This window comes from Blastococcus sp. CT_GayMR20, assembly GCF_004570345.1.
Window position 1 is genome coordinate 1 of record NZ_SPQM01000084.1, and the last position, 21,065, is coordinate 21,065.

General features: G+C 72.9%; 27 protein-coding genes. 9 read left to right on the forward strand and 18 right to left on the reverse strand.

The window, feature by feature from the left end; translation table 11 throughout:
* Positions 1 to 311 (forward strand): VOC family protein (locus E4P40_RS17705; protein ID WP_135159826.1); only part of this gene is annotated, 311 nt, incomplete at its 5' end.
* Here E4P40_RS17705 and E4P40_RS17710 read toward each other — a convergent pair.
* The 4 genes from E4P40_RS17710 to E4P40_RS17725 are packed head-to-tail and all read right to left on the reverse strand — an operon-like array spanning position 304 to position 2,362.
* Positions 304 to 711: a thioesterase family protein gene (locus tag E4P40_RS17710; RefSeq protein ID WP_135159828.1), complete on the reverse strand. Its 408-nt coding sequence runs from the start codon at positions 709 to 711 to the stop codon at positions 304 to 306. The genes E4P40_RS17705 and E4P40_RS17710 overlap by 8 nt on opposite strands.
* Before the next feature lies 1 nt (position 712).
* Positions 713 to 955: a hypothetical protein gene (locus tag E4P40_RS17715; protein ID WP_245160412.1), complete on the reverse strand. Its 243-nt coding sequence runs from the start codon at positions 953 to 955 to the stop codon at positions 713 to 715.
* Positions 956 to 965: 10 nt separating this feature from the next.
* The gene (locus tag E4P40_RS17720; protein ID WP_135159831.1) at positions 966 to 1,223 is read right to left on the reverse strand and encodes a DUF2795 domain-containing protein; all 258 of its coding nucleotides are present in this window, start codon (positions 1,221 to 1,223) and stop codon (positions 966 to 968) included.
* Positions 1,220 to 2,362, reverse strand: a complete 1,143-nt coding sequence (locus E4P40_RS17725; RefSeq protein WP_135159832.1) for a Vms1/Ankzf1 family peptidyl-tRNA hydrolase — start codon at positions 2,360 to 2,362, stop codon at positions 1,220 to 1,222. Before E4P40_RS17725 ends, E4P40_RS17720 begins: the two co-directional genes overlap by 4 nt.
* 159 nt (positions 2,363 to 2,521) lie before the next feature.
* On the opposite strand from E4P40_RS17725, the gene E4P40_RS17730 reads away from it, so the two are divergent.
* The 3 genes from E4P40_RS17730 to E4P40_RS29045 all read left to right on the forward strand — a co-directional run bounded on the left by E4P40_RS17730 (position 2,522) and on the right by E4P40_RS29045 (position 3,787).
* Positions 2,522 to 2,857 (forward strand): hypothetical protein, encoded by a 336-nt coding sequence (locus E4P40_RS17730; protein WP_135159834.1) that lies wholly within the window; start codon positions 2,522 to 2,524, stop codon positions 2,855 to 2,857.
* A gap of 70 nt (positions 2,858 to 2,927) precedes the next feature.
* Positions 2,928 to 3,452, forward strand: a complete 525-nt coding sequence (locus E4P40_RS29040) for an aldo/keto reductase (protein WP_245160413.1) — start codon at positions 2,928 to 2,930, stop codon at positions 3,450 to 3,452.
* Positions 3,452 to 3,787 carry an aldo/keto reductase gene (locus E4P40_RS29045; RefSeq protein ID WP_348519650.1) on the forward strand — a complete coding sequence of 112 codons (336 nt, stop codon included), beginning with the start codon at positions 3,452 to 3,454 and terminating at the stop codon, positions 3,785 to 3,787. Before E4P40_RS29040 ends, E4P40_RS29045 begins: the two co-directional genes overlap by 1 nt.
* 36 nt (positions 3,788 to 3,823) lie before the next feature.
* On the opposite strand, the gene E4P40_RS17740 is transcribed toward E4P40_RS29045, so the two are convergent.
* The 13 genes from E4P40_RS17740 to E4P40_RS17800 all read right to left on the reverse strand — a co-directional run bounded on the left by E4P40_RS17740 (position 3,824) and on the right by E4P40_RS17800 (position 14,760).
* A complete protein-coding gene (locus E4P40_RS17740; RefSeq protein WP_135159835.1) occupies positions 3,824 to 4,639 on the reverse strand; it encodes a DUF899 family protein in 816 nt (271 codons plus the stop codon).
* 105 nt (positions 4,640 to 4,744) lie between these two features.
* A complete protein-coding gene (locus E4P40_RS17745; RefSeq protein ID WP_135159836.1) occupies positions 4,745 to 5,635 on the reverse strand; it encodes a type II secretion system F family protein in 891 nt (296 codons plus the stop codon).
* Positions 5,635 to 6,579: a type II secretion system F family protein gene (locus tag E4P40_RS17750; protein ID WP_135159838.1), complete on the reverse strand. Its 945-nt coding sequence runs from the start codon at positions 6,577 to 6,579 to the stop codon at positions 5,635 to 5,637. Before E4P40_RS17750 ends, E4P40_RS17745 begins: the two co-directional genes overlap by 1 nt.
* The gene (locus E4P40_RS17755) at positions 6,579 to 7,991 is read right to left on the reverse strand and encodes a CpaF family protein (RefSeq protein ID WP_135159840.1); all 1,413 of its coding nucleotides are present in this window, start codon (positions 7,989 to 7,991) and stop codon (positions 6,579 to 6,581) included. Before E4P40_RS17755 ends, E4P40_RS17750 begins: the two co-directional genes overlap by 1 nt.
* Complete coding sequence (locus tag E4P40_RS17760; RefSeq protein ID WP_135159841.1) at positions 7,991 to 9,184, reverse strand: AAA family ATPase; 1,194 nt, start codon at positions 9,182 to 9,184, stop codon at positions 7,991 to 7,993. The genes E4P40_RS17755 and E4P40_RS17760 overlap by 1 nt, the downstream gene beginning before the upstream one ends.
* Complete coding sequence (locus tag E4P40_RS17765; RefSeq protein WP_135159842.1) at positions 9,181 to 9,927, reverse strand: RcpC/CpaB family pilus assembly protein; 747 nt, start codon at positions 9,925 to 9,927, stop codon at positions 9,181 to 9,183. Before E4P40_RS17765 ends, E4P40_RS17760 begins: the two co-directional genes overlap by 4 nt.
* A gap of 12 nt (positions 9,928 to 9,939) precedes the next feature.
* Positions 9,940 to 10,893 (reverse strand): pilus assembly protein TadG-related protein, encoded by a 954-nt coding sequence (locus E4P40_RS17770; protein WP_135159844.1) that lies wholly within the window; start codon positions 10,891 to 10,893, stop codon positions 9,940 to 9,942.
* Entirely contained in the window at positions 10,881 to 11,276 is a 396-nt protein-coding gene (locus E4P40_RS17775; protein ID WP_135159846.1) for a TadE family protein, read from the reverse strand. The genes E4P40_RS17770 and E4P40_RS17775 overlap by 13 nt, the downstream gene beginning before the upstream one ends.
* 108 nt (positions 11,277 to 11,384) lie before the next feature.
* On the reverse strand, positions 11,385 to 11,579 hold the full coding sequence (locus E4P40_RS17780) for a Flp family type IVb pilin (RefSeq protein ID WP_135159851.1): 195 nt from the start codon (positions 11,577 to 11,579) through the stop codon (positions 11,385 to 11,387).
* 184 nt (positions 11,580 to 11,763) lie between these two features.
* Positions 11,764 to 12,408 carry an A24 family peptidase gene (locus E4P40_RS17785; RefSeq protein WP_245160415.1) on the reverse strand — a complete coding sequence of 215 codons (645 nt, stop codon included), beginning with the start codon at positions 12,406 to 12,408 and terminating at the stop codon, positions 11,764 to 11,766.
* Between the two features lie 51 nt (positions 12,409 to 12,459).
* The gene (gene chrA, locus E4P40_RS17790; RefSeq protein WP_135159852.1) at positions 12,460 to 13,842 is read right to left on the reverse strand and encodes a chromate efflux transporter; all 1,383 of its coding nucleotides are present in this window, start codon (positions 13,840 to 13,842) and stop codon (positions 12,460 to 12,462) included.
* 13 nt (positions 13,843 to 13,855) lie between these two features.
* Positions 13,856 to 14,287: a chromate resistance protein ChrB domain-containing protein gene (locus E4P40_RS17795; protein ID WP_135159854.1), complete on the reverse strand. Its 432-nt coding sequence runs from the start codon at positions 14,285 to 14,287 to the stop codon at positions 13,856 to 13,858.
* Positions 14,284 to 14,760, reverse strand: coding sequence for a Chromate resistance protein ChrB (locus E4P40_RS17800; RefSeq protein ID WP_245160416.1), 477 nt, complete (start codon positions 14,758 to 14,760; stop codon positions 14,284 to 14,286). Before E4P40_RS17800 ends, E4P40_RS17795 begins: the two co-directional genes overlap by 4 nt.
* 123 nt (positions 14,761 to 14,883) lie before the next feature.
* Between E4P40_RS17800 and E4P40_RS17805 the strand changes: the two genes are divergently transcribed.
* Together E4P40_RS17805 and E4P40_RS17810 are read left to right on the forward strand one after the other, a co-directional pair.
* A complete protein-coding gene (locus tag E4P40_RS17805) occupies positions 14,884 to 15,054 on the forward strand; it encodes a DUF1059 domain-containing protein (protein ID WP_135159855.1) in 171 nt (56 codons plus the stop codon).
* Between the two features lie 63 nt (positions 15,055 to 15,117).
* Positions 15,118 to 16,146: a Gfo/Idh/MocA family oxidoreductase gene (locus tag E4P40_RS17810; protein WP_135159856.1), complete on the forward strand. Its 1,029-nt coding sequence runs from the start codon at positions 15,118 to 15,120 to the stop codon at positions 16,144 to 16,146.
* Here the strand turns inward: E4P40_RS17810 and cobU are convergent.
* Complete coding sequence (gene cobU / locus E4P40_RS17815; RefSeq protein WP_245160417.1) at positions 16,139 to 16,687, reverse strand: bifunctional adenosylcobinamide kinase/adenosylcobinamide-phosphate guanylyltransferase; 549 nt, start codon at positions 16,685 to 16,687, stop codon at positions 16,139 to 16,141. The two genes, E4P40_RS17810 and cobU, sit on opposite strands and share 8 nt — an antisense overlap.
* Before the next feature lie 77 nt (positions 16,688 to 16,764).
* On the opposite strand from cobU, the gene E4P40_RS17820 reads away from it, so the two are divergent.
* The 3 genes from E4P40_RS17820 to E4P40_RS17830 form a co-directional block, all read left to right on the forward strand.
* Positions 16,765 to 17,004 carry a hypothetical protein gene (locus tag E4P40_RS17820; RefSeq protein ID WP_135159857.1) on the forward strand — a complete coding sequence of 80 codons (240 nt, stop codon included), beginning with the start codon at positions 16,765 to 16,767 and terminating at the stop codon, positions 17,002 to 17,004.
* An 81-nt stretch (positions 17,005 to 17,085) separates the two neighbouring features.
* Positions 17,086 to 17,682, forward strand: coding sequence for a dihydrofolate reductase family protein (locus E4P40_RS17825; protein ID WP_135159859.1), 597 nt, complete (start codon positions 17,086 to 17,088; stop codon positions 17,680 to 17,682).
* 78 nt (positions 17,683 to 17,760) lie between these two features.
* On the forward strand, positions 17,761 to 21,065 hold a 3,305-nt coding region (locus tag E4P40_RS17830), incomplete at its 3' end, for a biotin carboxylase N-terminal domain-containing protein (protein WP_135159860.1).

Here is a 21,065-nt window from a genome sequence, read left to right on the forward strand (position 1 = left end):
TCAACGGGCTCGACGGCGTCCGGGTCGACATCGCGATGATGCGGACCCCGGACGGCCACGGCCGGCTCGAGCTGACGAAGTTCCATTCCCCGGAGGCGGTCAGCGCGGAGCCGGAGAACGCACTGGGGAACACGCTGGGCCTACGCAGCGTCATGTTCACCGTCGACGACATCGACGCCACGGTCGCCGGCCTGCGGGCCCGCGGCGCGGAACTCGTCGGAGAGGTGGCGCAGTACCTGGACAGCTACCGGCTCTGCTACGTCCGCGGCCCCGAGGGGGTCATCGTCGCGTTGGCCGAGCAGCTCAGGTGACCCCCTCCAGGTGCTTCGACCAGTAGGCGCGCTCGTCGTCGGTGAGCGCGCGGCTGGCGTGGGTCCTCATGTCGAACATGACGCAGACGCCGTCCGCCCGGATCGCGGCCGCGTCGTCCTGGATCAGCTCCTGGCGGACGGTCACGGACTTCGTCCCGATCCGCGCGACCCAGCTCCGGACGGTCAGCACCTCACCGACGCGGTAGTACAGCTGCCGCAGGTAGTCGACCTCGAGCCGCGCCAGGATGATGTCGGGCGGCCGTCCCTCGGAGCTTCCTGACGCGGTGCTCGCCATCGCGAGGCGGGCGTCCTCGAGGAGGCTCAGGGCCCGGGCGTGGTTGACGTGCCCGTAGGAGTCCGGGTCGGACCACCGCAGCTGGACCGGGTGCTCGTGCCGCACGTCAGGGCAGGTCGGCGGTGTCCGACGACTGCCGGTGCCCACCCTGGGCGTCGTCCGGGTCGGCGTGCACCGTGCGCTCCTCGGACTCCGCGAGGATCACCGCGGCCTGCACCTTGGGGTCGAGCTCACCCTTCGACGGGTCGGGATGACCCTCGACCGCCACCTCCTCCGGCAGCAGGTGCGACCGGGTCTCGACGTTCTCCTCGGTGACGTTGGCCAGGGCCTCGGGCGACGGTTCCTTCATCGAGGGCATGTCAGAACCGTTTCTGCTCGGTGCCGAGGCCCAGCGCCTCGGCGACGTCCTGGACGTTGGTGAACTCCTGGCCCTCGGGAAGCCGGCGCAGTTGCGCGAGGACGGCGTCCGGCGCGTGGGCCTCCGACGCCTTCCCGACGAGCGTGTCGCGATCGGCCGGCCAGACCTCCTTGCCGAGGACCTCGGCGAGCGCCGCGCGGCGGTCGATGTCGCCGGGATCGGTGCCGGCGGGCGTGCCGGGCTGGTGCGGGTCGGTCACGAGTCGGTTCCTCCTTCGGTGGGGGTCGATGCGTCGGTGTACCGCAGGACGGCGGCCACCTCGTCCTCGCCCGGCATCGCCGAACGCGGGACGATCACCACGCCCGCGCTGCTGGCCGCGGCGGCGGCGAGCAGCGCACGGTCGGCGGGCACGACCTCGCCGTGCACGCCCAGCGCGTCCATCTCCTGCTGGTCCACGCCCAGTTCGAGCGGCGAGCGGCCCACGAGGAGCGTGTCCTCGGCGGGATCGTCGACGATGACGAGGGTCTCCACCTGGCTCTTGCGCAGCGCCTCGACGACGGCGTTGCGGCCCGTCACCGACAGGCCGTGGGCAGCGGCCGCCTGCACCTGCTCGAGCACCTCGGCGCACTCGCGGGCCTCGTGCTCGGCGACGAGTTCCTTCATCCGCCGCTCGACCGGTTCGCGGTCGGCGCCGGCGGCGCGACCGCCCTCGTCCATCGTGACGACGAGATCGGACCACACGCCGCTCGCACGGTCGGTCAGGATCTGCCGGGCCCGGACGTCGCCGGCCACCAGGACGAACCGGGGGGACAGCCGGCGGGCCATCGACTCGATGGAGGAGGCCACGTCGTCGGCGTTGTGCACCCACTTGTTCTCGGCGTTGTGCTGGTAGCGGTGGTGCGCCCAGCCACCGACCCGCACCTTCTGGATCTGGAAGTCGTCCCCGTCGACGCTCTCCTCCGCCTCGATCTCCCCCGAGGCGCCCATGAAGGTGATGTCGGCACCCACCCGGTCGATGACCACCATGATGTGCGGCACCCGGCCCGGCAGCTGGCGGAGCACCGGCATCAGGTCGGGCTGGGGCGACCACTCGGCCACCTCGCGCCGGGGCGCGTCGGCCAGCGCGGAATCCAGCACCACCGAGCCGTCGGCGGCCACGACGAGCGCCCGCCCTCTGAGGGTGCCGGCCGCACCACCCTCGTTGCCCTCCAGCAGCCGGCCGCGTACTGCCTCCACGACCATCTCGGGGGCGCCCTGCTCGGAGAGCCGCCCGGCGATCGCACGGACCCGCAGGTCGAGCTCGGTGTCGGCGTTCTCGGTGGTGTGCGTGACGTCGGCGCAGACGGTGGCGTACGGACCGGACGCGGCGAAGACCGGCTCCAGGAAGGACAGGTCCATGAGGGGCTGACATCTCCTCGGTCGCTCGAAACGGGCAAGGAAGAGCGGGCGGCTTCCGCTCTGGCCGCCTACCCATCGACCGGGTCCTCACACGCGGTGTGAAGACGGAGGGCAGGGGTAGGCGGACCAGAGGACGCCGACGACCGAGAGGACGAGCGAATGAGTGAACGCGGGGATCTGCCCCTGGAGGACTACGACCACCTGCCCGTCGGCTCGCTGACGTCCCGCATCCGCACGCTGGGCTCCGACGACCTGACGACGCTGCTCGCCTACGAGAAGGCCCACGCGAACCGCATCCAGGTGGTCAGCGCCATGCAGCACCGGCTGTCCGGGCTCGCGGAGGGCGCCCAGCCGTCCGGCGGTGACCCGTCCGCGACCGGAGCCGATGCACCGCCCGCCGCAGCGGCCGGCGCGAAGGCGTCCGAGGCGACGAGCGGCCCGCCGGTCAACCCGCCGTCCCACGGCGATCCCACGAACCCGGCTCAGCCGCGCTGACCGGAGCGCCGCCGGGCGGGGCCGGCCACCAGGCCGGCCCCGTTCTCACCTCACGAGACGAGGGTCCCCCGTGCCCGTCCAGGTCCCCACCGTCACCCTCGACAACGGCGTCCGGATACCGATCCTGGGCTTCGGCGTCTACCAGATCCCCCCGGAGGACACCGAGCAGGCCGTCGCCGACGCCCTCGCCGCGGGCTACCGCCACTTCGACACCGCGGCCGCCTACGGCAACGAGGAGGCGGTCGGCCGGGCCATCGCCGGCAGCGGCATCGCCCGCGAGGACCTGTTCGTCACCACGAAGCTGTGGGTCCAGGACACCGGCGAGGACAACACCAAGCGGGCGTTCGAGCTGTCGCTGCAGCGGCTGGGCCTCGACCACGTCGACCTGTACCTGATCCACCAGCCCTACGGCGACCTCTACGGCTCCTGGCGCGCCATGCAGGCCCTGACCAGGGAGGGCTCGGCCCGGGCCATCGGGGTCTCGAACTTCCACCTCGACCGGCTCGTCGACCTGATCGACCACAACGAGATGCGCCGGCGGTCAACCAGATCGAGACACACCCGTTCTTCCAGCGCCGGGCCGACCAGGACCTGATGCGGGAGCGCGGGGTGCAGATCGAGTCCTGGGGCCCGCTGGCCGAGGGCCGCAACGGCCTGTTCACCGACCCGACCCTGGGCGAGATCGGTGCCGCTCACGGCAAGTCCGTGGCGCAGGTGGTGCTGCGATGGCTCGTGCAGCGCGAGGTCGTCGTCATCCCCAAGTCGGTCCGTCCCGAGCGCATGGCGGAGAACATCGACGTCTTCGACTTCCAGCTCACCGACGACGAGATGGCCCGCATCGCGGCCATGGACACCGGCGCCAGCGTGTTCTTCGACCACCGCGACCCCGCCATGGTCAGCAGGCTCGGCACCAGCCGGATCCACGACTGAGCGGTCCCTCCTGCCGACGCCGTCGATGACGGCGCGTCAGTGGGAGTGGCTCTGCCGGCCGAGGGACTGCACGGGTGTCGCGCCGGGGCGGGTCCACTGCGGCACGGGGCGGCTGGTCGGGCCCCAGCCGGCGTTCCCGTCGGCGTCCGAGCGCCAGTACCAGCAGATCGGCGCGCCGTGCCCACCGACCGGTGCACCGACCTCCGGGGCCTCCGGCCAGCCCTCGGGGTCGTCCTCCCATGCCTCGCGCCGGCCGTAGGGGGTCATGTCGAGCAGCCCGAGCGACCCGTCGGCCGGCTCGTTGCCCCGGCCGGTCGTGGAGTAGGTCAGGAACACCCGGTCCCCGTCGCGCAGGTAGCAGACGATGTGGCCCTCGTCCGTGGCGATCGGCGCCTCCACCCCACGCACCGAGTACCAGGGCTGGGTGTACCCCATGAACTCGACGTAGGGAGCCACCTCGTGCCACGGGCCCGAGGTCAGGACGGCGAAGGAGACGCCGCGGGCGTTGAGGTAGACGGCGTCCCTCATGTGCCAGAGGTTGAACGTGCAGCCCTCGCACTGGCCCTGGTGCGGCGCGCCGTCGTACCACATGGAGTGGTACACCACGAGCTCCTCGCGGCCCTGGAACAGGTCCAGGAACGGGACCGCGCCGTCGGGTCCGACGACCTCCACCGTTCCGTCCACCTCCACCATCGGCAGCCGGCGGCGCGCCGCGGCGAGGGCGTCACCCTCGCGGGTGTGCGCCTTCTCGCGGACCAGGAGCTCGTTCCGGGCGGCCTGCCAGGTGGCCAGGTCGACGACGGGCGGGCGGCCGGGTAGCGCGGGGGTCGAGGCGTCCGGCGTGGTGGTCATGGTGTCCTCCGTGAGATCTCGAGCCGGGCAGCGTCGTACGACGTCCCAGGACACCAGAAGAGACCCACGCCGCGGCCGGAACTCGTCGCGGCGGAATGCGACGGGTCACCCGCCGAAGGCGGCGGCGATGTCCATGACGGCCGGTCCGAGCAGCACGATGAACAGCGTCGGGAGGATGCAGAGGATCAGCGGGAAGATCACCTTCACGGGGATCTGCATGGCCTTCTCCTCGGCCCGCTGACGGCGCTTGAGCCGCATCTCCCCCGCCTGGGTCCGCAGGACGTCGGCGATGGAGACGCCGTAGGCGTCGGCCTGCACCACGGCACGGATGAACCGGCGCAGGTCGGGGGCGCCGGTGCGCTCGGCCAGGGCGAGGTAGGCCTCACGGCGCGGCTGCCCCACCGCGATGTCCTGCAGGGTGCGCACCAGCTCGGCCGCCAGCGGCCCCTTGCCGTTCGCGCCGGCCCGCGCCATCGCCGACTCGAAGCCGAGTCCCGCCTCGACCGCGATGGTCATCTGGTCCAGGGTGTCCGGCAGCTCGAGCGCGATCGCCTCCTGCCGCTCCTGGCCGCGGCTGTGCAGCAGCAGCTCGGGCAGGAAGTACGCCACGACGGTGACAGTGACGGCCGTCAGCACCGTCAGCGGACTCGGGCCGCCACTCACCACGAGCAGCCCGAGGGCGCCGGCGATCAGGGCCAGCACCAGCTTGGCGGCCACGAGCCGCGGCACCGGCCAGGCCGCCGGCCGGCCGGCGGTCCCCGCCAGCCGGTTGAGGCGGGCGACGGTCCCGCCCGGCGTGAGCACGCCGGCGAGCCGCGCGAGGACGCCGGGGCCCTCGGCGCCGGTGTCGGTGGGGAGCGCGATGCCCCGCAGCAGGTTGTCGCGGGACTGGACGACGACCGCCTGGGGGCGCGCGAACAGGGCCCAGCCGAACACCGGCAGGGCGAGCGCGACGGCCAGGGCCGCGGCGACGACGGGGAGCGGAAGAGGAGTCATCAGAACCTGATCGCCACCGTCTTCTTGAGCCACAGCGCGCCGGCCAGCAGCATCACCGCGGCGACGCCGAGCATGGCGTAGCCGGTCAGGCTCTCCGTGAACTTCGCGAGGTACCCGGGGTTGGTCAGCGAGATGAACCCGGTGACGCCGAACGGCAGCGCCATCAGCACGATCGCCGAGAGCTTCCCCTCGGCCGACAGCGCCTTCACCTGCCGGCGGATGCCGTTGCGCTCGCGGATCGTGTGGCCGACCGCGTCGAGCACCTCGGCGAGGTTGCCGCCGACCTCGCGATGGATGGCGATCGCCTGGGCGACCCAGGTGAAGTCGTCGCTGCCCATCCGCGCCGCGACCTCGTCGAGGGCATCGTTGAGGTCGCGGCCGACACGGGTCTCGTTGACGATCCGCGAGAACTCCTCCGACGTGGGTACGTCCGCCTCCGAGGCGACCGAGTCGACCGCCCTCAGCAGGCTGTGCCCGGCCCGCAGACTGCCGGCCATCAGCTGCAGCGAGTCGTCGAGCTGGTCGGCGAAGGCAGCCTGCCGCCGCGACGCCTTCAACCCGAGCAGCAGCTTGGCGCCGAAGGGGACGAGGACCAGGAACAGCAGGGCCACCAGCGGACCGCCCAGGACCGCGCCCAGCGCGCCCCCCACGACGGCGACGACGGCGACGAGCAGGACGTAGTCGGGAGGGCTCATGGCCATCCCCGCCCGCTCCAGCGCGGCGGCCCCGGAGGCCAGCCGGCCACGCTTGACCAGCGCCTTCTCGACGGCGGCACCGGCCACCGACCCGACGCCGGCCAGGGCGGACGCCGACGGCGCGGCCGAGGGGTCCAACCGGGACAGCGGCACGCGGGAGGGACCCGCCGGCAGGACGACGAGAGCGAGCACCAGGAGCGCGGCACCGATGGCGACCACGCCGAGCACCAGCAACGCCGACGACGTCATCACCAGCGGCCGCCGACCGGCTCGGCCACCCCGAACACGCGGGGCGAGAGCGTGATGCCGTAGTCGTCGAACTTGTCGGTGAACCGCGGGCGGACGCCGGTGGGCACCGGCTTGCCGAGGAACCTCCCGGATGCGTCGACGCCGGCGGAGTAGTCGAAGAGGAAGGCGTCCTGGAGGGTGACCGTCTCCCCCTCCATGCCCTGGACCTCGGTCACGTGGGTGACCCGGCGGGTGCCGTCCCGCAGCCGGGTCAGCTGGACGACGACGTCGACGGCGGAGGCGATCTGCTCGCGGATCGCCCGCAGCGGCAGGTCCATCCCCGCCATGAGCACGAGGGTCTCGAGGCGTGCGATCGCGTCGCGCGGCGAGTTGGCGTGCACCGTCGACAGCGAGCCGTCGTGCCCGGTGTTCATCGCCTGGAGCATGTCCAGCGACTCACCCCCACGGCACTCCCCCACCACGATCCGGTCGGGGCGCATGCGGAGGGAGTTGCGCACGAGGTCGCGGATGGTGATCGCGCCCTTGCCCTCGATGTTCGGTGGCCGCGACTCCAGCCGGACGACGTGCTCCTGCTGCAGCTGAAGCTCGACGGCGTCCTCGATGGTGACGATCCGCTCGCCCTCCGGGATGAACGAGGACAGGACGTTGAGCAGCGTCGTCTTCCCGGTGCCGGTGCCGCCGGAGACGATGACGTTGAGCCGCGCGTCGACGCAGGCGTTCAGCAGCTCCGCCATCTCCGGCGACAGGGTGCCGAAGGAGATGAGGTCGTCGACCGTGAACGGGTCCTTGGAGAACTTGCGGATCGTCAGCGTCGACCCGCTGAAGGCCAGCGGCGGGATGATCGCGTTGACGCGCGACCCGTCGGCCAGGCGGGCGTCCACCAGTGGCGAGGACTCGTCGATCCGCCGTCCCACCCGCGAGACGATGCGGTCGATGACCCGGCGCAGGTGCTCCTCGGAGGTGAAGCGCGTGGTGGTGCGCTCGAGCTTGCCGCCGCGCTCGACGTAGATCGACTCCGGCCCGTTGACCATGATCTCGGTGACCGCCGCGTCGTCCAGCAGCCGCTGCAGCGGCCCGTAGCCGAGGACGTCGTCGGCCAGCTCGGAGGTGAGCCGCTGCCGCTCCTCGGAGCTGAGCGGGACGTTCTCCTCCTCGACGACCTCGTCGAGCTCGCCCAGCACGATGGTGCGCAGTGCGTCCTCGCTGAGACTGGGGTCGTTCATCCGGCTGCCCATGCGCTCGAACAGCGCCTTGCCGACCCGGTCCTTGAGCCGGGCGAGGGCATCGGTCGGCGGGGGCTGTTGAACCACCGCGGGCCGGGGGGCGGGCACGGGAGGGACGGCGGGCGCACCGGCGACCGGCGCCTCGACCGGGCGGCCCTTCGCGGCCTCGAGCCGCTCGTAGAGGTTCATCAGCCGGCTGCCCGGTGCTTGGCCCGGTACTTGCCCGGCTTCATCAGCGGTGTCGCGGCGAACCGGGAGACCAGCCGGCGCAGCTCCTTGGCCATGGGGTCGCGGCGGCTGCTCGAGATGATGGGGACGCCCTGGTTGGTCGACGCCGGCACCGCCTTGGAGCGCGGCAGGACGACGTCCACACCGGCGCCGATCGTCGTCTCGACGTCGCGCACCGACAGCCCGCCCTTGGGGTCGGCGAAGTTCATCACCACGTGCCGACCGGCCGGGATCATGCAGAGCTCGCGGAGCACGTCGAGCTCCTTGCGGAGCCCGCGGACGCCGGGGACGTCCATGCTGGTCAGCATCACGACGTCGGTCGCCCGGTCGAGCGCGGCCAGCGTCTGCTCCGACAGCCCGGGGGCGGTGTCCACGACGACGTAGCGGAACTCCCGTGCCAGCGAGGCCAGGAGCCGCGTGACGTCCTCGCCGCTGACGGTGTCGCCGGCGGCCGGGGACTCCGCCCCGCAGACGGCGTAGAGGCCGCTCGGGTGCTGGGTGAGGAACGTCTTCAGCACCATCGTGTCCTCGCTGGCGGGGCCCCGGACGGCGTCGGGCAGCGTGTACTCGGGCACCAGGCCGAGCGCGGAGGCACAGTCCCCGAACTGGACGTCGAGGTCGACCAGCACGGTCGACTGCGGCGCGGCGGCGGTCAGCCCGATGGCCAGGTTGGTCGACACCGTGGTCTTGCCGACCCCGCCCTTCGGCGAGGCGATGGTGATGACCCGGCCGGTGTAGCGCTCGGTCTCCGACACCGGGCGGAGGACCCGGCGACGGCTCGCGGCCGCCTGGCCGGCGCGGTCGACGGCGGCCCGGATGTCTGCGACCTCCGCCGTGGGCGGCAGCAGGTCGCGGATCCCCGCGCGCATCGCCGCCTGCCACATCTCCGGGGACGGGTCGGCCATGAGGACGACGGCGATCCCGGGGCTCTGGACGTCGAGCCGCGAGGCCAGGGTCAGCACCTCCGGCGCCGGCGCGTGCGGTCCCACGAGCAGCACGTCGGGCAGCTCGCCGTCCACCAGTTGCTCGAACAGCCGCGCCGGGTCGGCGGGCAGGCGGCCCGGGGGCAGGACCGTGACGTCGCCGTCGGTCGCCTGCTTCACCCGCAGGATCAGCTCCTCGCCGGCGGCACCGGCCAGCACGACGCGGCTCATCGCTGCACTCCCGTGTAGATGGTGCCCTGGTCGAGGACTCGCGTGCCGCTGTTGTCGTCGCCCGTGGTCTCGAGGGAGAGCCAGAGGGTGCCGTGCTCCATGCCGAAGACCACCGTCTCGGCGTCCTTGGCGCTGACCGCGAGGGTCACCATCAGGCTCGCCAGGGGCGTGCCGGCCGCCGCCGTCTCCGCGCCGTCCTCGGCCGGTCCGGCCGCGGACGGGGCGCCCTGGACCTGGCTGACCAGGACCCCGTGCAGGACGGCGGAGGTCTGCCGGGTGTCGTCGGCGAGGACCTGCGACAGGTAGACGCCGACGGTGTCGCCGGCGGTCAGCCGGCCGCCGTTGGTCCGCTGGGGCTCGAGCAGGACGCTGATCTCCTGGAGTCCCTCGGGCACCTCGACGGTGCCCGGCGCCTGCAGGTCGGTGGGCCGCGTGAAGCGGCTGCCGAGCAGCTGCTCGCCCACCTGGAGGTCCACGGTCGCGACCCGGCCGGTCAGCGACCTCAGGTCCGTGACCCGCCCCGGGAGCACGGCCTTGGCGGGCAGCGTCTCGATGGTGACCAGGTCGGCCAGGTCCTCGCCGGCCGTTCCCGCGGGCACGGGCTGCTCGACGACCAGCACCTCCACTGTGCGCACGCCGTCCAGGGCGCGGTCTTCGGCCCCACGCACGTAGGCGAGGAGCACGAAGCTGCCGGCGACGATGAGGATCAGTGCCGCGAACGCGGCAAGAAGTCGGCGTCTCACGTGTCAGACCCCCTATCGGATCAGTCGGAGGATGGAGGAGCCCATCTGCGGCGCAGTGGGGCTGTAGTTCCAGGCGTCGGAGAGCTCGACGAAGCGGGTGAAGTAGCCGGTGACGCAGCGGACGTTGCCGCTGCACGGCTTCGGGTCGGTCTTGAACTGGCCGGTGAACGAGTAACCGGTGAGCCTGAAGGCGGCGTAGCCGTAGACCCGGTACCAGGCGCCGTTCCCGGTTCCGCCGTACTCGTCGAAGATCGGCAGGAGCACCGTCTGGCCGACGAAGGCCGCGAAGTCCGCCGACGTGCAGCCCTGCGGGGGCGACTCGCCGGGCTCGGACTGCAGCGGCTCGCCGATGGCCGAGGTGACCTCGCAGGCGCCGGAGTCCGCCTCCAGGAAGCCGAACCCGCCCGGGACGAAGTTCCCGGACGGGCCGGTGCACTGCCCCACCTCGTCGGTCTTGCTGAGGTTGATCGTGTGCACGGTCGTGGTGGACGGCAGCCCGCCGCCGGTCTGGGCCTTGAACGAGCACCACGAGAAGGTCAGCGGCAGGACGGCGGTGCCCGCGCTGGGGCTGCCCCACCCGACCGTCGCGGTGGCGGAGACCGCGGTGGAGTCGTGGCCGAGCACCGGGGCGAACCAGTGCTCCTTCGGGGTGCTGCCGACGACGGTGACGCTGAGCGGGTCGTTGCTCAGGACCGGGTAGGACGCCGTGCCCTCGCCGTCGTTGGCGGTGATGAGCGCCTGGGCCGTGGCCAGCATGTCGCCGCAGGCCCCCCGCGAGCAGTCCTGGGCGACGGCGATCGCCGCCGCGTCGGCGGCGACCTGGAGGCGCGCCTTCTCGGCGTAGAGCGCTCCGACGTCGACCGCGATGGCGGCGAAGCCGAGCATCGGCACGAGCAGCAGGGCGAACATGACCGCGGTGGCCCCGCGCTCGTCCTGGGCCCTGCGTCGAAGGGTCAGCCGTTGCATCGCATGACCCCCGTCCCGGACAGGCTCACGCCGGAGCCGAAGAAGCCGGTGAGGTAGGGCATGGGGTAGCTGATGGTCAGGCGGACGGACGTGCTGCCGTCGTTGAGCTCGGGGCAGGACGCCGGCGAGATGGCGATCTGCGCGTCGGTGACCCCCGGGTTCAGGGACGACGCGGCGTTGCGGACGGCGGCGCGGGCGGCCGCCGGGTCGTTCTGCAGCGCCATGTGGCGCACGCCCTCACGGGCTGCGGCCGACAGGGTTCCCTGCACCTGGAACGCGTGGCCGAACTCGACGATGCCCAGGACGAGGACGAGGAGCAGCGGCACGATGAAGGCGAACTCCACCGCGGTGGCGCCTCGTTCCTCGCTCAGTCGCTTGCGCATGTCGTGCTCACCTCGATCCTCGTCATGGGGGTGCAGTGGGGCCGATGCGTGCAGCGGCGCAGCGGTCCCCGGGGGAGGGACCGCTGCGCCGCGCAGCCGCGAAGGGGGTCAGATCTTGGCGGTGATGCTCTCGAAGAGCGCCTTGAGGTCCTGACCGAGCAGCGTCACCGCAGCGATGATGACGACGGCGATCAGACCCACCATGAGGCCGTACTCGACGGCGGTGGCGCCCTTCTCCTCGCGCTTCAGGCGGTCCTGAGCGAGGGAGATGAGCGTGACGACGGTGGCGAAGGGATTGAGCATGGGGGGCTCCCTGTGTTGTCCGGCCGTGCCGGTCCGGATCGGATGACCCGGCCTTGCGGCTTGACAGCGGTTGTCGGGAGCAGCTCGAACCGACTTGAGGGTGGTTCAGCCGGATGGCCGACAGCGGCCCGTCGAACGGGTGACGTGCCGACGCTCATCTGACTCTGAGTAGTCGAAGATGCGATCAGAGAAGGAGCGTTCCGCTCCAGGCGATGGCCAGCACGGCGCCGAACAGCATCGCCGGCCCGAACGGCAGCTCCCCGCGCAGTCCGATGCGCCGGGTCGCGAGCAGCACCAGCGCGACGAGGGCCTGGACGACGAAACCTGCGGCGGCGCCGATGACCACCGCCGCCCACCCGATCCAGCCCAGGTAGAGGCCGATGAGGGCGGCCAGTTTCACGTCCCCCATGCCGAGCCCGCTGGGGGCGATGAGCGCCAGCACCAGGAACGCGGCGAACAGGACGGCGGCCCCGAGCGCGGCCCGGAGCAGGGCCCCCCAGTGCTGGTCAGGAATCGAGGCAACGAGAAGGAGGGCCGCGGCGATCCCGGAGGCAGGGACGACGATCCGGTTGGGCAGCAGCCGGTGCTGCAGGTCGATCACGCCCAGCAGTGTTCCGACGGCGGCCAGGAACAGGAAGGCGGGCAGCTCCACCGACAGCCCGAAGCGCAGGGCGGCGAGCACGAACAGCACCGCCGTCCCCACCTCGATGAACGGCGGCCGGACGGGGCGGCTGCTCGTCCGGTCCGGGAAGCGCGCCACCATGCGGCTCAGGAGTACCCCCACCAGCATGCCCAGTCCTCCGGCGGCGACGGCGACGAGCGCGGTCACCGGGACATCGGGACGACGGGGGGCACGGCGGTCACCCTCGCACAGCCCCCGTCAGGACACCGGCAGACCCGCGAGCCCGGCGGCCAGCCCGAACAGCGCGCAGATGCCGAGGGTGCGCAGCACCGACCACTTCAGCCGGAAGACGAGGACGGCGGCGATCAGCGCGACCGCCACCGCGACCGGGCGCAGCGTGCCCGGGTCGGGGACCTCGAGCGCGAGGACCGGCCAGTCCGCGGCGCGGGTCTCCGAGAACAGGGTGTGCACCGCGAAGTAGACGCCGAGGTTCGCGATGACTCCGACGACCGCTGCCGTGATCCCGGTGAGCGCGGCCGAGAGCGACCGGTTGCCGCGCAGCCGTTCCATGTACGGGGCACCCAGCAGCACGAACAGGAAGCTGGGCACGAAGGTCACCCAGGTGACCAGCAGCGAGGCGAGGACGGCGGCCACCCACGGGTCGAGGTCGCCGGGTGCCCGGTACGCGCCCAGGAAGGCGACGAACTGCACGACCATGATCAGTGGGCCGGGGGTCGTCTCGGCCAGCGCCAGACCGCGCACCATCTCCCCCGGCGCCAGCCAGCCGTAGACCTGGACGGCCTGCTGTGCCACGTAGGCGAGCACGGCGTAGGCGCCGCCGAAGGTGACGACCGCTGCCCCGGAGAAGAAGAGCCCCTGCTGGGTGAAGACGCTCCCAGAGCCGGTGAGCAGCGCCACCGCCGCCACCGGGATCCCCCAGACGAGCAGTCCGATCAGCAACACCCGGACGGTGCGGCGGGTGGACGGGCGCTCGGTGTGCAGGACGTCGTCGGAGACGACCGGGGGAGGCCCCGTCTCGGCGGCCTCGGCCGTGCCCTTCTGCGGCAGCGCCGCCGGCCACCAGCGGCCCAGCGCCCAGCCCGCCAGGCCGGCGACCGCGACCACGACGGGGAACGGCACGCCGAACAGCGCCAGGGCCAGGAACGCCAGCACCGCGATTCCGACCAGCGCCCGGCTGTTCAGGGCCCGCCTGGCCACGCGGACGACGGCCTGCGCCACGATGGCGAGCACCGCCGGGGCCAGGCCGGCGAACAGGGCGAGCACGGCGGTCGTGGACCCGAACGCGACGTAGATCGCCGACAGGGCCAGCAGCGCCACCACGCCGGGCAGCACGAACAGACCGCCGGCGACCAGTCCCCCGCGGGTGCCGTGCAGCAGCCAGCCGACGTAGGTGGCCAGTTGCTGCGCCTCGGGACCGGGCAGCAGCATGCAGTAGTTCATCGCGTGGAGGAACCGCCGCTGGCCGATCCAGCGCTTCTCGTCGACCAGCGTGCGCTGCATGACGGCGATCTGGCCGGCCGGGCCGCCGAACGTCTGCAGCGAGATGGTGAACCAGGCGCGCACGGCCGTGCCGAACGGGATGACGCCGGCGGGGTCCCGGCGCTCGGTGTCACTGGTCACGGGATCTCCCGGATCAGGCCGGCTCGCGGCCGAGCAGGGTACGGCGGCGGTGGTACTCGTACAGCCCGTCGAACAACGGGCCGGACACGGCGAGGGTCTGCTCGTCCGTGCCGGTCATCGACAGCCCGCGGAGCAGGACGTCGAACCCCGGCGCCTCGGGTGCGTCGAAGCGGTCGTCGTCGAGGTCGGCGACGTGCACGATCTCCGCGATCCGCCAGAGCACCGGATCGGTCAGCTCGTACCGGCGGAGGATCGTCTCGAAGGAGCAGTCACCACCGACGTGGCCGAGCTCGACCCCGCGCATGTCGAAGGGCGTCGCGTCGGCCGGGACCTCGGTCGGGTCTCCGACGAACACGAACTCCGCGGCCGGGTCGACGAAGCGCCGGATCAGCCAGGCACAGGCGGCGCGGTCGATGTGCACGCCGGCACGGGTCGCCCACCTCATCGCACGGGCTCGGCGGTCAGCGAGCGCTCCAGCTCGCGGAGGGCGGCGGCGGCCTCGTCCCGTGCCGCCGGCGGGAAGTAGTCGCGCCGGCCGATGGCCCGCCACTCGGCACGCAGCCGTCGCAGCGCCCGACGGCGGTCCGCCGGTTCCGCGGCGGCGACGGCCGAGCACCGAGCGGCCAGTTCGCGGTACTCGGCCGACCGTGCGGCGGCCATGCCCTCGGCCAGCTCCCGCTCCTGGGCGACGGTCGTGGGCCGGGCGAGCCACACGCCGGCGGTGCCCCCGGCCCCGATCACGTCGTCGGCCGCCCACTCGAGCTGCTCACGCGTGCGGGCGTCGGCGGGCAGGGCGACCAGGCCGTCGGACAGCTGCGCGACACCGAGCCGCTTGAGCCGCCGCCAGAGCGTCGTCCGTGGGCCGGAGGGCTCCCGGGGGAGCCGGTAGCTCAGCATCACCCACTCCCCGGCCGGCACGCCTGCGATGCAACCACGGTTGCACGGCGGGGCGCAAGCCGGTGTCGGCGTGGCGACCGCGGATCTGGCCGAGGGGCCGCATCGGGGCCACGATGAGGCCCCTGTGCACCCGAGGAGGCGACCATGAAGGAACTTCCGTGCCGCGACGTCGGCTTCGACTGCGACGCCGTCGTCCGGGGAGAGTCGGTGGACGAGGTCATGGCGCAGGCCGGGCCGCACGCCAAGGATGCGCACGGCGTCGACGTGACGCCGGAGATGGCCGACCGGATCCGGACGCTCGTCCGGGACGCCTGAGGTCGCTCGCCGAGGCCCGGTCGACAGGCACGTCAGAATGCGTCGGTGACTCCTGGAACCGACATGACCGCTGTCCGGATCGGCCTGGTCGGGTACGGCTTCGGCGGGCGCTGGTTCCACGCGCCCCTGCTCGCCGCCGCACCCGGGTGCGACTTCCTCGGGGTGGTCACCGCCTCCCCCGAGCGGCGGGGGCAGGTGGCTGACGACCACCCCGGTCTGGCCACCTACGGCACCCTCGAGGAGCTCGCGGCCGCCGGCGCGGAGGCCGTGGCGATCTCGACCCCGGCCGACACCCACTCCGAGCTCACCGACCGGGCGCTGGAGCTCGGCCTCGCGGTCGCCTGCGACAAGCCGTTCGCGCTCGACGCCGCGGCGGCGCAGCGGTCGGTCGACCTGGCCGACCGCCTCGGCCTGACCCTGTCCCCGTACCAGAACCGTCGGTGGGACTCCGACTTCCTCACGCTGCGCGCCCTGGTGGACGACGGGAGGCTGGGCGACGTCACGCGCTTCGAGTCGCGGTTCGAGCGCCTGGACCCGGAGGCCGGCCCTGGGGCAGCCGGCGGCGGCACGCTGCGCGACTTCTTCAGCCACCTGGTCGACCAGGCGCTGGTCCTGCTCGGGCCGGTCGGGTCCGTCTACGCCGAGTGGCGGCTGCGTGAGAGCGGCCTGGACGACGACGTGTTCGTCGCCCTCACGCACACCGGCGGCGCGCGGTCGCACCTCTGGGGCAGCTGGAGCCAGGGCGCTCCCGGCCCGCGCTTCCGGGTGACCGGGACGGGCGGCAGCTACGTCAACCGCACGCTCATGGACATCCAGGAGGAGCTGCTGCTCGCCGGGCACACGCCGGCGACGCTGGGCGAGGAGTGGGGCGCCGAGCCGGCCGAGCGCTGGGGCAGGGTGTACCGCGGCGATTCCGGCGAGACCGTGCCGACGGCGAACGGCGCCTGGGACACCTTCTATCCGGCGTTCGCCCGGGCGGTCCGCGGCCTCGGACCGGTGCCGGTCGACCCTCGGGACGCCGTGGCGACGGCGACGGTGCTCGACGCGGCACGCCGCAGCGCGACCGAGGGCGAGGTCGTCGCCCTCACCTGAGCCGCTGCGGGATCCCGGCGGTCACCAGCCACACGCGGTCGGACGCCGCGGCGATGCGCGCGTTGAGCACGCCCAGTTCGTCGCGGAACCGCCGTCCGGACGGAGTGGCCGGGACGATGCCCGAGCCCACCTCGTTGCTCACCCCGACCACGCGCCGCCTCGAGCGGGTCCAGGCGTCGACCACGCCGTCCACGGCCGCGGCCAGACGCTCGTCGGCACCGGTCTCCTCGGTCCAGGTCCCGCAGTCGTCCATCGTGCGGGCCAGCCAGGTGGTGAGGCAGTCGACGAGGACCGGCGCCCCGCGGGAGCCGAGGACGGCGGGCAGATCGATGGTCTCCAGGGTGCGCCAGGAGGCGGGTCGCCGGGCCCGGTGGAGGGCGATCCGGTCGGCCCACTCGACGTCGTCTTCCGGGGGCGCGCCGCAGGCGACGTAGTCGACGTCCCGCTCGCGCGCCACCAGTCGCTCGGCGTACGAGGACTTCCCCGATCGCGCCCCACCGAGGACGAGCACCCGGCGGGACCGGCGCAGGAGGGAGACCACCTCCCCGACGCTATCCGTCCGTCGTCGGCGCTACCGTCGCGGCCAGCGGTCAGGGGTGGCCGCGGTGAGGGGCCGGCATGAGCGTCCACGTGGAACTGCACCACCACACGCCTGACGCCGACACCGTCGAGGTGTTCGACGACGCCCACCTGCCGCCCGGCGGCGGTGGCACCTACTGCTACCACCTGGCCGCCGGTGGCTCCCTGGTGATCCTCGTCGACGAGCGCGGGGAGAGCCGGGTCGACCGGGTGTTCAGCCCCACGGCCTGGCGCAGTGCCAAGGGCGACGTCTGGCGCAAGGGCCTCCTGCTCCACTGATCAACCGATGAGGTGAACGCGCCCCGCCGGTCGGATCCCAGGAGCTCCCGACCCGGGAGCCGGCACGAGGGAGGCAGGGACATGGGCACGACCAGCATCTTCGCGGCGGTGTCGCTGGACGGCTTCATCGCCAGGGACGACGACACGATCGGGCCGCTGTTCGACTGGTACGGCAACGGCGACGTGGCCGTCACCTTCAGCGACGAGGAGCGGGTCTTCCGCACCACCCAGGCGACGGCGGACTTCCTCCGGTCGTTCGCGCCGGGCATCGCGACGAGCGTGATCGGACGCCGGCTGTTCGACATCACCAACGGCTGGAACGGCGTCCCGGCCAACGGCGAGCACGTCTTCGTCGTCACGCACGAGCCGCCGGTGGACTGGGAGTACCGCGACACAGCGCCCTTCACGTTCGTCACCGACGGGGTCCGCGGTGCGATCGAGCAGGCACGCGCCTTCGCCGGCGACCGCGACGTCTCGGTCACCGCCGGCGACGTCGGCGGCCAGGCACTGCGCGCGGGCCTGATCGACCAGGTGGTCCTGAACCTGGTGCCCGCCGTCCTGGGCACGGGACGGCCGTTCTTCGGCACGGGTGGGATCGCCGAGCCGCTGCGGTTCGAGGACCCCGTGGTGGTGCAGGGCAAGCGGGTGACCCACCTGGTGTACGACGCCCGACGGTGAGATGCGGTAGAGCATCTGCGGCGCCGCTGCCATAACGTCTCGACCTGAGACGGGGTTCGCCGACAGGGGGTTGCTCGCGTGTTCGAACGCATCGCCGTGGTCAACCGGGGAGAACCCGCCATGCGCCTGATCAGGGCGGTGCGCGAGCTCAACGAGGAGCACGACCACGGCATCCGCGTCATCGCGCTGCACACCGAGGACGAGCGGCACGCGACCTTCGTGCGCGCCGCGGACGAGGGCGTCGTCCTCAGGGACACCGGTACGGGCATCCCGTACCTCGACCACGAGGAGCTCGGCCGCGCGCTGCGCGAGAGCCGGGCCGACGCAGCCTGGGTCGGCTGGGGCTTCGTCGCCGAGGACCCGGCGTTCGCCGAGCTGTGCGCCTCCCTCGGCGTCACCTTCATCGGGCCACCGCCCGAGGCGATGCGCCTGCTGGGCGCCAAGATCGAGGCCAAGGTGCTCGCCGAGCAGACCGGTGTGCCGGTCGCCCCGTGGAGCGGCGGGCCGGTCCGGACGCTGGACGACGGACTGCGGCACGCGGCGACCATCGGCTACCCGCTGATCATCAAGTCGCGCAGTGGCGGGGGCGGACGCGGCATCCGCATCGTCCGGTCGGAGGACGAGCTCGCCGACGCCCTCGAGCGCACGCAGATCGAGGCGCAGCGCACCTTCGGCGACCCCGTCATCTTCATGGAGCGGCTGGTCGAGGGCGGACGGCACATCGAGGTCCAGGTCATCGCCGACCAGCACGGCAACGTGTGGGCACCCGGCGTGCGGGACTGCTCGGTCCAGCGCCGCAACCAGAAGCTCATCGAGGAGTCCAGCTCCCCCGCGCTCAGCCCCGAGCAGGACGCGTCGCTGCGCGAGTCGGCCAAGGCCCTGGTCAAGGCGGCCGGCTACGTCAACGCGGGCACCGTCGAGTTCCTCTACCAGCCGACCGAGAAGCTGTTCACCTTCCTCGAGGTCAACACCCGGCTGCAGGTCGAGCACCCGGTGACGGAGGCGACGACCGGGCTCGACATCGTCAAGCTCCAGCTGCACGTGGCCTCCGGCGGCCGGCTGGAGGGCGACCCGCCGGCCGAGTTCGGTCACGCCGTGGAGGCACGGCTGAACGCGGAGGACGCCGACCAGGAGTTCGCGCCCGCGCCCGGCACCGTCGAGTTCATGCGCATGCCGACCGGGCCGGGGGTCCGGGTCGACACCGGCATGTCCGTCGGCGACACCATCCCGCCCACCTACGACTCGATGGTCGCCAAGATCATCGCCTGGGGCCGGAACCGGCCCGAGGCGCTCGCCCGCCTGCGGGTGGCCCTGCGCGACACCACGGTCGTCATCCGCGGCGGGACGACGACCAAGTCGTTCCTGCTCTCCCTGCTGGAGCGCCAGGAGGTCGTGGCGGGCACCGCCGACACCGCGTGGCTGGACCGCACGGGTGTCGGCGCCGATGCCGACGCCGAGCGGAACGCCGGCGTCGCCCTGATCCAGGTGGCGATCGACGTGTCCGACGCCGAGGAGGCCCTGGAGCGGGCGGCCTTCCTCGCGTCGGCCCGCGGCGGCCGTCCCCGCGTCTCGCACGACGTGGGGCGCACGGTCGAGCTCGGCTACCGCGGCCAGGTGTACAAGCTGACCGTCGCGAAGGTCGATCCCGACCGCTACCGCGTCGTCCTCGACGACCGGCACGTCGACGTCGCCGTGGACCGGCTCAGCGTCCTGGAGAGCCGGCTGACCGTCGGCGAGGAGCGCTTCTCCGTCGTCTCCAGTCATGCCGCCACCTCGCACCTGGTCGAGGTGGACGGCGTCACGCACCGCATCACCCGCGACGAGGAGGGCGTGGTCCGCGCGCCGGCGCCTGCCGTCGTCGTCGCCGTCCGCGCCTCGGTCGGGGACGAGGTCGAGGCCGGCCAGACGATCGTCGTCCTCGAGAGCATGAAGATGGAGACGGCGGTGCGCGCGCCGCACACCGGGCGGGTCAGCGAGGTGCTTGCCGTGGTGAACGCCCAGGTCGACGCGGGTGCTGCCCTGATGCGGGTCGACCCGGCCGGCGACGAGGCGGAGAAGGTCGTCGGCGAGCGGGTGGCGCTCCCGGGGGCAGAGGCCGCACCGGAGACCGGCCGTGCGCTCGACGTCCTGGGCGCCATGCAGGCGCTGATCACCGGCTACGACGTCACGGCCGAGCGCGGCCGGCAGCTCGTCTCCGAGTACGAGACGGCGCGCGCCAAGCTCCCCGTGGACGAGCCGGAGCTGCTGCACGGCGAGCTGGCGCTGCTCACCACCTTCGCCGACCTCAGCGAGCTGTCGCGCAACCGGCCGACCAGCGCCGAGGAGCAGTCCGACGAGCAGGTGCACAGTCCGCGCGAGCACTTCCACACCTACCTGCACTCGCTCGACATCGAGCGCGAGGCGCTGCCGGAGAGCTTTCGCGGGCGGCTCGGCCGGGCGCTGCTGCACTACGGCGTCGGCGGCCTGGAGCCCGGTCCGGCGCTCGAGGAGGCGGTCTTCCGCATCTTCCTGGCCCAGCAGCGGACGGCGGACCAGCTGCCGGTCGTCCTCGCGTTGCTGGACCGCTGGCTCACCGCGGGCGAGCTGCCCGCCGGCGCCCTCCGCGAGGAGCTGGCCGAGGTGCTCGACCGGCTGATCGTCGCGACCCAGCTGCGCTACCCGTCCGTTGGTGACGTGGCACGGGCGGTGCGCTTCCGGTACTTCGAGAAGCCGCTCGTGGAGCAGGCCCGCCGGGAGGTCGTCGACCGGGCGGAGCGGCTGCTCACCGAGCTGACCGAGTCCCCCGGCGGCGCTGCGGACATGGAGCGCGTGCAGGCGCTGGTCGAGAGCCCGGAACCGCTGATCCGGCTCCTGGGGCGGCGTCTCGCGTCCCCGCCGAGCTCGAACGCCGACCCCGTCCTCGAGGTGCTCACCCGCCGCTACTACCGCCGGCGCAGCCTGGAGAACCTGCGGTCGTTCCTGCTCGAGGGGCGCACGGCCGTGACCGGCGACTACGAGCTGAGCGGCGAGCAGCTGCACCTGGTGGCGCTGATGGCGCAGAGCGACAACCTGCCCGCGGCGCTGTCCTCACTCGCGGAGCTCGTCGCCGGGCTGGCCGACCCGACGCACGCGGTGGTCGACCTCTACCTCTCCTGGCCGGACCGTCCGTCGGACGCCGACGAGCTGGCCGGCCGTCTGCGCGACCAGCTGGCGGAGGTCGCGGTGCTGCGGTCCGTGCGGCGGGTGACCGTGACGGTCTCCACCCCGGACGGCGACGTCGAGACGCTCACCTTCCGGCCCTCCGACGGCGGACTCGCCGAGGAGGACGTCATCCGGGGCATGCATCCGCTGACCGCGCAGCGGCTGGACCTCTGGCGGCTGAAGAACTTCAACGGCCGCCGCCT